Raw genomic sequence first — 13,999 nt, 5'->3', positions numbered from 1 at the left:
GTGCTTGTATTTAAATTCACAATATATTATGAGAAAAATGACGTTGAAAATTCTGGTAGTCCTGGTAGTTGTTTTGGGCTTAAATGGTACCGCTATTGGACAGCAAACACTGCATTTTAATGAGGACAAAACCTTCAAAATAGTACAATTTACGGATCTGCATTTTATGTTCGATTCACCAAAATCGGAAGTTGTTTTACCCATGATAAACGAAGTGCTTGATATTGAAAGACCTGATTTGGTTGTTTTTACAGGAGATGCAGTTACCAAAGCACCCGTATTCAAGGGTTGGGAACTATTAACAGCCCCAATGATTGACAGGGGAATTCCATGGGTAGCAGTACTCGGAAACCACGATGATGAATCGGATAAAACCAGAAGTGAAATTATGGAGGAACTGGTTCAGCTTGAAAAAAACTGTATTGCTTATAAAACGGAAGAAGCCTATGGAACAGGCAATTATGTATTGGAAATAAAAGGTGGTGACAAAACTACCAAAGCCCTTCTTTATTGCATGGACTCCAATGCATATTCAACCGTTGAAGGTACAGGCACTTATGGTTGGTTCACCCGCGAACAGATAAACTGGTATACACAAAAAAGCAACAACTTCACAGAAAAGAACAATGGAGAAGCTATTCCGGCCCTGGCCTTTTTTCATATTCCGCTTCCTGAATATACCCAGGCATGGAGCAATGGAGGAATGCAACCGGTAGGAGTTAAGAACGAAGATGTTTGTTCGCCTTCTCTTAACTCCGGAATGTTCCTGGCTATGCTGGAGCAAGGTGACGTAATGGGGACCTTTGTTGGTCACGATCATGTGAACGATTACATTTCGTCGCTTTACGGAATAGCATTGGCCTATGGGCGCTTTTCGGGCAGTGGGGACACTTATGGCGACCTGAAAAACGGAGCCCGGGTTATTGTTTTGAAAGAAGATAAATGGGAATTTGATACCTGGCTTCGCATACGTGGCGGCGAGAAAATAAATGAAACTGTTTTTACCCGAAGTAACCCCGAATAAAAACGGCACCGCTGCTCCTTCAGGGAAATGCATTCAAGAAGCAAAAACTGACAGGCTAAAAAAGAAACTCATCACGATATGAAAACCGGGATGAGTTTCTTTTCTTTAAGCGGAATCATCTGATTTATGCAAAAAATCATTCTCCCTGATTTCTAAGCTGCTCTTTAAATTGATCCCTAGAGATGCATTCGGGTTAAAACAAAAAAGGCCGACCGTCACAATGACTTTCGACCTTTTAAGTGGGCGATGACGGATTCGAACCGCCGACCCTCTGGGTGTAAACCAGATGCTCTGAACCAACTGAGCTAATCGCCCTAAAAATTGTTTTCTTGTTTCTGAACGCGCCCCCTTTTTCAGAAAGGCGCTGCAAATATAGAAGCTATTTTTAGTTCTGCAAAGAAATCGCAAAAAAATATTCATAAAATTTCTGCCTCTCTAAAAATGATGCCACCAACAAAAACAAGGCATTTCTCTCCGGCATTTTCGATTGTTTCCCCGAAATCCTCATTCTCAAAAAGATAAATATCTGCGTCCAATCAGAAACCCACTATGAGTCGCCTCAACGCCGCCACATCGGGTGCTTTTACAAGCTCAAGCACTCCTAAAACAAAATGTAATTTTTCATGCAAAAAAAGCTTCCTGTACATTCCCAATGCTGTTGACGCACAAAAGAACTTCCTCTCACAATTCCTTTCTTCCCCTCCCCGATGTCAACACTTAAACGTCTTTCCCAAAAAAATTATATGTTTGTGCCAACTAACGGATTTCGATGACTAACAAAATAAACCTGGATAAAATAATATCAGAACTGGCAAATGACAATGAGGCGCCACTCGAAGATTTATTTAATCACTACTATCCTCGTTTATACAATTTTTCCCGCTCCTTTTTAAAAATCGAAGAAGACATTGATGACATCCTGCAGGAAGTATTTGTAAAAATCTGGATGAACAGAAAAAAAATAAATTCCGCTGCGACCTTCAATTCCTTTATTTTTACCATAACCCGGAACCTTTTATTAAACGCACTCAGAAGCCGCCTGAACAACGAAAATATTAAAGGAGAAATCCTTAAACTTTCCCTGGCTGAAGAATATTCCCAGATGGAGCAAGTTGAATACCACGAATTGAAAGAAAAAGTGAACAATTTAGTAGATGAGCTCCCCGAACGCCAAAAAGAAATATTTATCCTAAGTCGCGAGGAAGGTCTTTCTCACAAAGAAATTGCAGAAAAACTAGGCATCTCAACAAAAACGGTAGAATACCATATCAACCAATCTATCAAACACTTAAAAAAGAACCTCGAGAAAATCGGCCTTATGTCGGTACTCTTTTTCTATCTTTTTTTCTAATTTTTTTTGATTTTTCGCCAGGGATAAACCTTTTAGCTGTGTATTAACTAACAGAAAACACAACATGAAGAATTTATTCAAAAAATATTATAACTCGGTTTTACATCCCGATGAATTTCCGAAAGTCTCTGCTTTCATCACCGATAAGAAAAATGAATTCATGATTTTCAGCCTGATGAAACCATTTTGGAACAAGGAAATAAATGCAGAAGATGTAAACCCCAAAACCAATCCGGCTCTTTATGAACGAATAAAAGAAGCTATATCGCTCGAAAATCAAAAAACGATGCGACGGAAAATAAAAATTTACGCCTGGGGCTTACGTGTCGCCGCTGTTTTGGTGCTTGCATTATTAGTTAGTACGATCTTCTTCTTCCAAAAAGCAGGGCAAGGTCAACTGGCCGACCAGATACAAACAATCGTGACTCCTCCGGGCGCCAAAACAAACATAACCTTACCCGATGGTTCGCTCGTTTGGCTGAATTCAGAAACAACACTTTCGTATCCCCTGAAATTTAAACATACCCGGCCGGTAACGCTTGTAGGCGAAGCTTATTTTGACGTAGAAAAAAACAACAAGCCATTTGTGGTCATAACAAATTATGGCGATGTGGAAGTAAAGGGCACTTCCTTTAATGTGAAGGCTTATACCGACGACAATGCTTTCGAAACCACGCTCGAAGAAGGAATTGTTGCCTTTAAGGCAACCGGGGAAACAGAAGGAATTACCCTACGCCCCGGGGAACAAGTAATAAAAACAGACAAAGGCTTTGCTGTTACCCAAGTGGAGACCAAGTACTTCACTTCGTGGAAAGAAGGGAAGCTGCTATTTAACCGGGAACCATTTCCTCTTTTTATAAAGAAACTGGAGCGCTGGTACAACGTGAGCATTGAATGCCCCGACCACGAACTGGATGAACTCTGGTACACCGGAACCATTGAAATGGAAAGCATTAGCGAGGTGATGGAAATGATCAGTAAGGCAAGTCCGGTTACTTATAGTTTTAATGAAAAAACAAGGGTGTTTACGATAAAAAAGAAAAAATAACGGATCAAACTAAATTCTTATGCTTATGACCTAAAACAAATTTTCCTGCTCAGCTACCAGGCAAAAAGAAAAGAAGCAAGAACTCGCACTTCCTGCTCCTTTGATGTAGTTGATAAATAATATAGTTACTTATTCAAACCAATTCAAAATTATGGAAAAAAATCGAAGTATCCATGGACTCAGTCTGTGTGTATTGAAAATGCTTAAAATTATGAAGCTTACTGTTTTTTTGATGCTCGTATCCTTTGTAGGAGTATTCGCATCCGAAACCTACTCACAAACTACCAAACTATCGCTAAAGGTCGAAAAGATCAGCTTGGAAGAATTTCTGATAAGGATAGAAGACCAAAGTGAATTCCGCTTTTTTTATACCGGCAACATTGATATCGATAAAAGAGTGTCGGGAGAATTTAAGAACAAAAACATCATCGAAATTCTGGACGATATCAAAGAAGAAGCGGGTATCCATTACGAGGTAATGGGGAAACAAATCATTCTTTCGCCGGAAAACATGAATGCAAAAGTCAAAAGTATTCAACAGCAAAAATCAGTGTCAGGTAGAGTAACCGACGAAAAAGGTGAACCGCTACCCGGGGTTACAGTACTGTTTAAAGGCACAACCAATGGTACCGTTACAAGTTTTAATGGAGAGTATACACTAACAGATGTTACTGAAGGAACTGTCCTCCAGTTTTCGTTTGTGGGAATGACCATGCAGGAGGTGGTAGTTGGCGCCCAGGTATCAATAAATGTAGTTATGGTGGCTAATGCGATTGACATTGACGAGGTAGTGGCTGTTGGTTACGGTGTAATTAAGAAAAGTGATTTAACGGGAGCTGTTTCGGCCATAAAAGAGGATGAATTTAACGCCGGTGTTAACGGTTCAATAGAACAATTGGTGGCGGGTAAAGTAGCAGGAGTACAAATTTCTCAATACAGTGCGGAACCAGGTGGCGGAATTTCAGTCCGTGTTCGTGGTGTCACTTCTGTAAATGCAGGCAATGATCCGCTTTACGTTATCGATGGCCTGCCGGTTGACAATAGCAGTATGTTTTCCGGAGGAGGAGCAGCGAGTGTTGGTAGGAATCAAGCAAGAAATCCATTAAACTCGCTCAATACAAACGACATAGAGTCAATAGAGATTCTTAAAGATGCGAGCGCTACTGCAATCTATGGGGCAAGAGGCGCAAATGGTGTAATACTCATCACTACAAAGAAAGGAAAACAAGGGCAAACGACCATCAATTATAACATCAACCTTGGAGTACAGTCGGTTAAAGACAGGTATGATTTGCTGACCTCTCAGGAATATATGAAAGTTATTAACGAACTCTCAGTGGCCGAAGGCAAAGGAACAATTTTTTCGCCTTCAGACATGGCAAGCATTGCTGGAACAGACTGGCAAGACCAAATATTCAGAACCGCACTTATTCAGGAACATAATCTTTCAGCAACAGCGGGTGATGATAATACAACTTTCTTTGCTTCCTTTAATTATTTTAATCAGGAAGGAGTAATCAAAAATACAGGCATTGAGAAGTACATTGGTCGAATCAATTTAGAGCAGAAGATCGGGGAGAAAACCCAAATTGGGATTAATTTAAATACCAGTTTGATTAATGACAATAACAGCATTGATAATTCCGGTGATAATGAGGCGGGAGGGCCGCTTTATGCAGCCCTGCTGTATGACCCAACAGAACCTGTTTACGATGAAAACGGAGAACTAACGATCTCTTCTAACCTGACAGTACAAAATCCGATCAGGTTAGTCAAGGGCATTTCCAGTAAAAATGTCACCAACAGAACATTTGGGACAGCTTATATTGAGTATAATGTTTCTGATAATTTACAAGCCAAATTAAATTTTGGGACCGATCGTGCAACTTCCAGAAGAGATATTTATAATTCCAGGCTGACTTTCCATGGTTCAGGAACGGGCGGCCTTGCCAATATTGCAACACTTGAGCGCTCAAATGTTCTTCTCGAATATACGATGACATACACTAAGCCAATAGGACAGAATAATAACCTTACTGTACTTGGTGGTACTACTTATCAAAGTTTTTCTTCAAGACATTTTGTTGGCGATATCAGCGGATTTCCTGCAGATGATTTACTCACCAATAATTTTTCGTTGGGTAATACCGATAATGACATGCTATACAGCGGTCGAAGTGAAAATAAATTGCTGTCTTATCTCGCCAGGGTGAATTATTCAATCGCTAATAAATACCTGCTTACAGCATCGTTCCGCGCAGATGGCTCTTCTCGGTTTGGGAAGAATAACCAATACGGTTATTTCCCATCTTTTGCCGGAGCATGGAAGCTGTCAGAAGAAGATTTTATTCCTGATTTATTTTATAATTTAAAATTAAGAGCAAGTTGGGGACAGATTGGGAACGAATCAATTGGTAATTACGAGTTTTTAACAACCTTAAGTCCAGGTGATAGTTACGCAGTGGTTAACAACTCAATTGTTCGAGGCATAGAACCTTCACGTGTCGCCAATCCTGATTTGAAATGGGAAACAACCGAACAAACAGATATAGGATTGGATGTGGCTTTCTTTGACGGTAGAATTAGTTTTACTGGCGACTACTTTATTAAGTACACGAAAGACATGTTGTATAACCTGCCCATGCCACAATCCACCGGCTTTGGATCCCGTAGAGCAAACATCGGGAAAATGAAAAACAATGGAATCGAATTTCTTCTAAATACGATCAACATAAAAACAAATCGATTGGAATGGAGTTCTTCGTTAAATTTCACCAGCATTAAGAATCGGGTAGAAAGCCTTGGTGGATTAAATGATGTAGTTGGCAGGTATTCAATTATCAGGGAAGGGGAGCCTCTAAATGCTTATTATGGTTATCATGTTCTTGGACTTTTTCAGGAAGGAGATGATATAGCGGGATCAGCTCAACCAGATGCACTTCCAGGGCACCCCAAATTTGAAGATGTCAACGATGATAAAAAAATCGATACGAAAGATTTACAAATTATTGGAAAACCTTATGCCGATTTTATTTTTGGATTGCAGAATTCTATCTCCTATGATCGTTTTCAACTCGATATATTTATTCAGGGACAATATGGTGCCGATTTGATTAATCAGAACCTGGTTGAAAGTTTATACCCTAAAAACTTTAGAAGAAATAGGATTACAACCACTGCATTGGATCGATGGACCCCGGAAAATACAAATGCAAAATGGCCTTCAGGAGTATTTTCAGACGATTACGGCGGCAATAGAACAACAAACTCGCTTACGGTGCAAGATGCTTCCTTTATCCGTCTTAAAAATGTGCAACTCAGCTATGACATTCCGGTTTCCCGAATCAAGTTTATGAGTTCTGCCAAAGTTTTTATAACAGGACAAAACTTACTTACAATTTCGAATTACATTGGCTCTGATCCAGAGGCAAATGCGAATGGAGGAGGAAGTGCCCGAATCGATATCAGCGGGTATCCACCGGCTCAAACATGGTCTTTCGGAGCCAGATTTAGTTTTTAAGAATTTAACACGCGAAAATAAACATAAGAAATGAAAAAATACATATTCAAGATAATACTCGTGGTCGTAGTAATTATGCACACCACCAGTTGTGCTGATCTGTTGGATGCTAATGTTTATTCAGAATTAGATCCTCAATCAAATAGCGAGGAAATTATAATGGCAACCTTGTACAATGCTTATTCCAGTGCACAATTACGTTACTATTCCGGAGGACTTACAAGATTTTATGCATCTGCAATGTGTTCAGGCGAAAACTGGAACGAGGGAGGGGCGATAGCCGCACGTCTTAATCCGTTACGGTCCTTTACCTGGGCAAGTAACCATTATGACCTGGGTACAAGCTGGAACGCCTGTTATCAGGGAATTAGAGATGCAAATACTCTTTTGGAAAATGTGGAAGAGGAAACGGATCCATTTAAAAAATTGGTGAGAGCCGAAGCTACATTTATAAGAGGGTGGTGTTATGTTGTACTTTACGATCTGTTTGGCCCGGTACCTCTACGAACATCCACTCTCGACAATCCGGAGCTTGCAAAGGCAACGGATGATGAAATGAAAATGCAAATCGAGAAAGATATGCTACAGGCTATTCAGTCACTCCCCGACGAGCCTGTTGAATATGGTAGAGCCAGTAAAGGTGCAGCAATGGGGATTTTGTGTAAATTTTATTTAAACACCAAGCAGTGGCAAAAAGTGGTTGAATTGTCTCAGGCAATTATAGATATGGATAAATATGACTTATTGCCAAATTATAAGGATGTTTTCGCCATAGCCAATGAAGGGAATAAAGAATTACTTTGGGCTTTAGCACGCACTGCATCTGGCACTTCCGGAAATTCAGGAGGAGGCACTTATCTGCAAGCAATTACTTTTCCGACAGATTACCCTCTCGCTTCTAACCAATCAGTGTATGCTGCAAAAACATACTTCTATGATGATTTTTTGGATTCTTTTGAAGAAGGAGATGAGCGTGCAGAATTATTTGTCAGAGATTATATCAATACTTCAGGAAATCACATTCAATTGTATGGGAATGATAAATCACTGACATTAAAATATGAATTTGACCCGGATGCTGTTGGCCCTGCAAATGGCAATGATATGCCAGAAGTAAGATATTCAGACATTTTATTAAGTCGTGCAGAAGCGTTGAATGAATTAAATGGTCCAACTCAGGTGTCAGTTGATTTAATCAATGAGGTACGTGTTAGGGCTGGTGCATCTGTAAAAACATTGGCAGATTTCCCTTCCAAAGAAGCTATGCGCAGTGCCCTTTTAAAAGAGAGAGAATGGGAATTTTATGCCGAGGCAAAAGGTCGACAGGATCAAATTCGTCAGGGCGTATTTATATCCCGCGCGCAAGCAAGAGGAATAACAGTAGCCAAAGCCCACCACGTACTGTTTCCTATTCCGCTGGCAGAGATAAACGCAAATCCGAACATCGAACAAAATCCAGGCTACTAAAAGTAGTGAGTAACTAATTTAACGTATTAGGCAGGTTGTTAAACCTGCCTAATACGTTAAATATCACACCCCTTAAGGCTCTAACAACACGGAGTCGCATGAAAAATATTCAAACAAATGAAAATATTTAACAGTCTCCTGTACATATTGACTTTTATATTGCTCTCAAGTTGTCAACATCAAAAGAGTGACACGTATTTACCTCCTAATATCGTAGTGATATTAACGGATGACAACGGCTACGGAGATTACGAACACAATGGTAATCCAACCATTAAAACTCCCAACATTACCCGGTTGAAAGAGGGCGGTATCAACTTTACCCAGTTTTACGTTACTTCTCCGGCCTGTACTGCATCGCGCTATTCCCTGCTAACAGGGCGTTATCCGGCACGGTCAGGATTGGGCACATGGGTTCTGAACCCTGCGTCGGAGAAGTATATCCACAGGCAGGAAATAACACTTGCCGAAGGTCTTAAATCAGTAGGCTATAAAACCGGAATATTTGGGAAATGGCACCTCGGATCTCCCAACGAGAAGAATGAATTTACTCCTCAATCATTGCCATTAGCGCATGGCTTTGACGAATGGATCGGGACCAATGTGTCGCATGACTTCGAGAATTCCATGCTATTAAAAAGTGATCCTGACGGGAATAATCCCGTACCCGGATACAGTTTGATCGCAAAAGATTTACCGGCTAACACGAAAGCATCAGAATCATTAACGAGCGTTTGTACTCAAGCTGCTATCGATTTTATTCAACGAAATAAAGACAATCCATTTTTTGCCTACATCCCATACAACATGCCGCACTTGGGGCTTTTTGTCAGTGATGAATTTAAAGGCAAATCGCGTAACGGAGAACTTGGCGACGTTATGGAAGAACTGGATGCAGCGATTGGCGACATTTGCCAAACCTTGGAGGAGGTTGGAGTGAGGGAGAATACCATCATTATTTTTTCTTCGGATAATGGCCCCTGGATTGTTTTTAACAACAGAACGGATTCGAAATACGGAGATACACGTTTAAAGGTTGGCTATGCCACACCCTTTCGCGATGGCAAAGGTTCAACCTGGGAAGGCGGTCACCGCGTGGCAGGAATCATTAATTGGCCGGCAAAAATTAAAGGGAGCCGAAACGAGCAAACGCCTGTCAGCACTCTGGACATTTTACCTACCATATTTGCCATTGCCGGAGTTGAAATGCCAACCGACCGGACGATTGATGGCCGTGATATTCGTTCGTTACTGATGCCTGCGGAAAATTACCCCAAGGTTGAAGATTTTAGCTTGCTGTATTCCTATTTTGATAACCAGCCATCAGCCATTCGGGCAAACGAGTGGAAACTACATGTGAGAATCGGTTCTCAAACAAAAAACAACTACGGGTACGAAGCGTCACGCGAAACCCCGCTGCTTTTTCAGGTTGAAAAAGATCTGGGAGAGCGGATCAATCTGGCCGATCAGGAACCTGAAAAAACATCTGAACTGCTTACTGACTTAGAGAATATGGAACTCCAAATTAAAAAGGAAGGCACATTCTGGGATCAGGAATAGTTTAGACATGCAATATTGGAATTCTCGTCTTTCGGTCCAAATAAAGCTTGCAAAAGCTGACTGGGTCGAAAACAACTAATTTGAATTTTTAAATAAAAAAATAATTGAGGCATGCGGAAGTAATTGGCTTGCTGCATGGATACCTTATTAAAATGATTAAAATGAAAAGATTACTTATAGTAATTTGCTTGCTGGTCGTAGCGAATGTAATGATGGCAAAAGAATACGAGCTTTCTTCTCCGAACGGAAGAATCAGCCTTAAAGTGAATGTGGACGAAAATTGCACTTATTCCGTTTTTTTAGGAGATCAACAGATAATTATGGCATCTCCCATCGCTCTGGAATTAGACAATGGAGAGGTTTGGGGGAAGGATGCCCGTGTCAGGAAAGCTAAAGTAACCTCACATTCCCAAGAGCTGACTCCCGTTGTTCAGCGGAAATATGCCAAAATTCAGGATGATTACAACCAGCTGACCTTATCGTTTAAAGGTTATTCTTTGGAATTCAGAGCTTATGACGAAGGAGCGGCTTACCGTTGGGTTTCCGCATTAAAAGGCGAATACAAAGTGAAGTCGGAACAGGCCAGCTTTGTCTTTCCTGCTGATCATACCACTTGGTTTCCTGAAGAAGAAAGTATGTTTTCTCACCAGGAAAGGGAATACCTGAAAGTCAATCTTTCTGCAATTGGATCCGACAGGTTTTGTTCAACGGGGATGTTGGTGGATTGTGGCAACGGAGTAAAAACTTACATTTCAGAGTCAGACCTGATGGATTATCCCGGGATGTTCCTTAAAGGGGACGATCAAAATCAGAATGCCCTGGTTGGCAAATTTGCCGGTGTTGTTCTGGAGGAAAAGCAGCTAAACGACCGGAATGTAAAACCAACGAAATATGCTGATTACATTGCACAATGCAATGGCCCGCGGAGTTTCCCATGGAGGGCATTGCTTATAACTGAAAATGATGAAGCGCTTGTACAGTCGGAACTGATTTACAAGTTAGCTCCTGAACTGAAAATTCAGAATACAGAATGGATTAAGCCCGGAAAAGTTGCCTGGGACTGGTGGAACGCGAATAACATTTATGGCGTCGATTTTGAGTCGGGCGTAAATAATGATACGTACAAGTATTACATTGATTTTGCCTCGAAAAACAAGCTGGAGTATGTTATTCTGGATGAAGGCTGGTACCATTTGGAGAATATCATGGATGTTGTTGATGAGATTGATATCCAGGAATTGGTTGACTATGGAAAAGAGCGCAATGTGGGAGTAATCCTTTGGGTAGTATGGAAAGCTCTGGATGATCAGTTGGAGAAAGCTCTTGACCAGTTTGAGGCCTGGGGCGTGAAAGGAATCAAAATTGATTTTATGCAGCGCGATGACCAGTGGATGGTTAATTTCTACGAGAAAATTGCCAGAGAATGTGCTGAGCGGGAATTGCTGGTGGATTACCACGGGGCCTATAAACCGGCCGGACTTGAGCGTGCGTATCCCAATGTCATCACCTATGAAGGTGTTAAAGGGATGGAAAATGCCAAGTGGTCTTCACTTCCTGATCCCGAGCATAATGTAACGTTGCCATTTACCAGAATGGTGGCTGGAGCGATGGATTATACACCGGGGGCAATGATTAATACAACCAAGAAGAATTTCAGGGAGGTTTTCACACAGCCTATGAGTTCCGGAACACGCTGTCACCAACTAGCTATGTATGTCGTTTTCGAGAGCCCGCTTCAAATGCTTTGCGATAATCCTTCAAACTACTATAGAGAGCCTGAATGCATGAAGTTCCTTTCTGTGGTTCCTTCTGTTTGGGACGATACAAAAGTTCTACAAGGAAAAGTAGGTGACTATGTTGCCATTGCCCGTCGCTCGGGCGATACCTGGTATATTGGTGCCATGACCGATTGGGATGCCCGCGACTTAAGTCTGGATCTCGATTTCTTAGGTGATGGAAATTATTCGATGAGTGTGTGGAAAGACGGTGTGAATGCCGACAAACATGCTGCCGACTTTGCCCAGGAAAACCAGGATGTTAATTCTGCTTCAAAAATCAATATTAAAATGGCTCCCGGAGGCGGCTGGGCAGCTATTATCGAAAAGAAATAAGTGATTTGTTGAGTCACTCAAGATTCAAAACCATTTTGCGAATAGAAATATATAAGATTTCAGCCTGGCAACTTTTTTAAGGCAAGCCCCAAAAGAATTGCCACGCATTCAAAACAAAACCATCATGATTCCGGAGAATCACCAACAGAAATAAAAGTTAAGATGGATACTTCTATTCGGGATTTGTTTTTTTACGCAAAATATCCAATGTAGAATTTCCAATATCCAATTTTCCGGGTTTTGTTGGATATTTTACATTCAAAATTGAGAATTGGATATTTTTTAAAATTGACTTTCAGAAAAAAAGGCCGACTGCCAAATGACAGTCGACCTTTTTTGTGGGCGATGACGGATTCGAACCGCCGACCCTCTGGGTGTAAACCAGATGCTCTGAACCAACTGAGCTAATCGCCCGAAAAATGTTTTCTTGTTTCTGAACGCGCCCTCCTTTTCAGAAAGGCGCTGCAAATATGTAAGCATTTTTTAGTTCTGCAAAGAAAAATCTTCATAAAATTTCAGCCACCACAAAAGTACTGCCCCCCACAAAAACAAGGTCATTTTCTCCGGCGTTGACTTTTGCTTTTTCGAAGCCCTCATTCACAGAACGATAAGCATCGCCAACAAGTCCAAAGTCGGCAGCATGCTGTTTCAAGGCTTCCGCATCCAAAGCCCGTTCAATGTTTGCTTTTACAAAATAATAGCTTGCATTTTTCGGCAAAAGCGCCAAAACCTTGTCCGGATTTTTGTCGCCAACCGTTCCAAAAACAAAGTGCAGGTTTTTATGCGGGGTAGAATTTATCTGTTCCACCACCTCTTTTATTCCGTCAAGATTGTGTCCGGTATCGCAAACCACCATCGGGTTAGCCCCGATCACCTGCCAGCGCCCCTGTAATCCGGTCTTCTCTCTCACCTGCTGTAAACCGGTTCTCAAATTCGGCTCGTCAATTTTAAATCCCTGTGCATTCAAAAGTTCTGTAGCCTTCAAAACAGTGGGAAGATTTTTGTGCTGATAAAAGCCCAGCAAATCCAGTTTCATATCCCGGTAAAAAGGCTCACCGTTTTTGTCCACCTGTACATTTTGCAAACCGTCGATTCCCCGGGTTGCATACGCCACTTTGTACTCCTGGTCAGCAAAATAAATCGGTGCGTTCACTTCCTGGGCTTTTCTCAGAAACACCGCTTTTGTTGCCTCCTGCGTTTCGCCAATCACCACCGGAACATTCTGCTTGATGATCCCGGCTTTTTCTCGGGCAATAAGTTCAAGTGTTTCTCCCAGTAAATTGGTATGATCCAAACCGATGTTTGTAATAATCCCTACTTCAGGCGTAATAATATTGGTGGAATCAAGCCGCCCGCCAAGTCCGACCTCAATAACAGCTACGTCCACTTTTTGCTGCGCAAAATAATCGAATGCCATAGCAACGGTCAACTCGAAAAAAGAAGGTTCTATTTTCCACAATTCATTGTTAGTACGGTAGTTTTCCACCCAGGCAACCACATCCTTCTCTCCCATCATCTTCCCGTCAATCCGGATACGTTCCCTGAAATCTTTTAGATGTGGCGAGGTATAAAGCCCGGTTTTATAACCGGCTGCCTGCAATACCGAAGCCAGCATGTGCGAAACGGAACCCTTGCCATTGGTGCCCGCCACGTGGATGGTTTTAAACATCCGGTGCGGATGCGCATAATATTCATCGAGCAGTAAAGTGTTGGCCAGGGTGTTTTTATACGCTGCCGGCCCGGTGCGCTGAAACATCGGCAGGCGCGTAAAAAGGTAATCAAGAGTTTCGCTGTAGTTCACGTCAATTTATTTTTATTAACGGGTGCAAGTTTATTAAATTTTGAGGCATCATCCCCTTTATCCAGTCAATTTATCTACATTTAAGAAATTCAATTTGCATATGCTCAGTCAAACAAA

Annotated in this window: 8 protein-coding genes and 2 tRNA genes; 7 read left to right on the top strand and 3 right to left on the bottom strand. The window is 41.4% G+C overall.

Translation table 11 applies throughout. The features are described 5' to 3' along the window. Window positions 1–28: 28 nt before the first annotated feature. Window positions 29–1,024, top strand: coding sequence for a metallophosphoesterase family protein (locus tag D1614_RS00530; RefSeq protein ID WP_119435929.1), 996 nt, complete (start codon window positions 29–31; stop codon window positions 1,022–1,024). Window positions 1,025–1,264: 240 nt separating this feature from the next. Here D1614_RS00530 and D1614_RS00525 read toward each other — a convergent pair. Beyond that, window positions 1,265–1,339, bottom strand: a tRNA-Val gene (locus D1614_RS00525). 454 nt (window positions 1,340–1,793) lie between these two features. Here D1614_RS00525 and D1614_RS00520 point away from each other — a divergent pair. From D1614_RS00520 to D1614_RS00495, 6 genes are all read left to right on the top strand, one after another. After that, on the top strand, window positions 1,794–2,375 hold the full coding sequence (locus D1614_RS00520) for an RNA polymerase sigma-70 factor (protein ID WP_119435928.1): 582 nt from the start codon (window positions 1,794–1,796) through the stop codon (window positions 2,373–2,375). A gap of 64 nt (window positions 2,376–2,439) precedes the next feature. Further along, window positions 2,440–3,423 carry a FecR family protein gene (locus D1614_RS00515; protein ID WP_119435927.1) on the top strand — a complete coding sequence of 328 codons (984 nt, stop codon included), beginning with the start codon at window positions 2,440–2,442 and terminating at the stop codon, window positions 3,421–3,423. 211 nt (window positions 3,424–3,634) lie between these two features. After that, a complete protein-coding gene (locus D1614_RS00510) occupies window positions 3,635–6,943 on the top strand; it encodes a SusC/RagA family TonB-linked outer membrane protein (protein WP_162304361.1) in 3,309 nt (1,102 codons plus the stop codon). A 30-nt stretch (window positions 6,944–6,973) separates the two neighbouring features. Further along, window positions 6,974–8,410 (top strand): RagB/SusD family nutrient uptake outer membrane protein, encoded by a 1,437-nt coding sequence (locus tag D1614_RS00505; RefSeq protein ID WP_119435925.1) that lies wholly within the window; start codon window positions 6,974–6,976, stop codon window positions 8,408–8,410. Window positions 8,411–8,626: 216 nt separating this feature from the next. Continuing rightward, window positions 8,627–9,970, top strand: a complete 1,344-nt coding sequence (locus D1614_RS00500) for a sulfatase family protein (RefSeq protein ID WP_162304360.1) — start codon at window positions 8,627–8,629, stop codon at window positions 9,968–9,970. 161 nt (window positions 9,971–10,131) lie between these two features. Then, complete coding sequence (locus D1614_RS00495) at window positions 10,132–12,081, top strand: retaining alpha-galactosidase (protein ID WP_119436335.1); 1,950 nt, start codon at window positions 10,132–10,134, stop codon at window positions 12,079–12,081. 339 nt (window positions 12,082–12,420) lie between these two features. Here the strand turns inward: D1614_RS00495 and D1614_RS00490 are convergent. Next, window positions 12,421–12,495 (bottom strand) — tRNA-Val (locus D1614_RS00490). Between the two features lie 91 nt (window positions 12,496–12,586). Next, complete coding sequence (locus D1614_RS00485; RefSeq protein WP_119435923.1) at window positions 12,587–13,882, bottom strand: bifunctional folylpolyglutamate synthase/dihydrofolate synthase; 1,296 nt, start codon at window positions 13,880–13,882, stop codon at window positions 12,587–12,589. Between the last annotated feature and the right edge of the window lie 117 nt (window positions 13,883–13,999).

It is taken from the genome of Maribellus luteus (assembly GCF_003576475.1).
Lineage (GTDB): Bacteria > Bacteroidota > Bacteroidia > Bacteroidales > Prolixibacteraceae > Draconibacterium > Draconibacterium luteum.
This window is presented reverse-complemented; position numbering and strand designations above follow the sequence as displayed.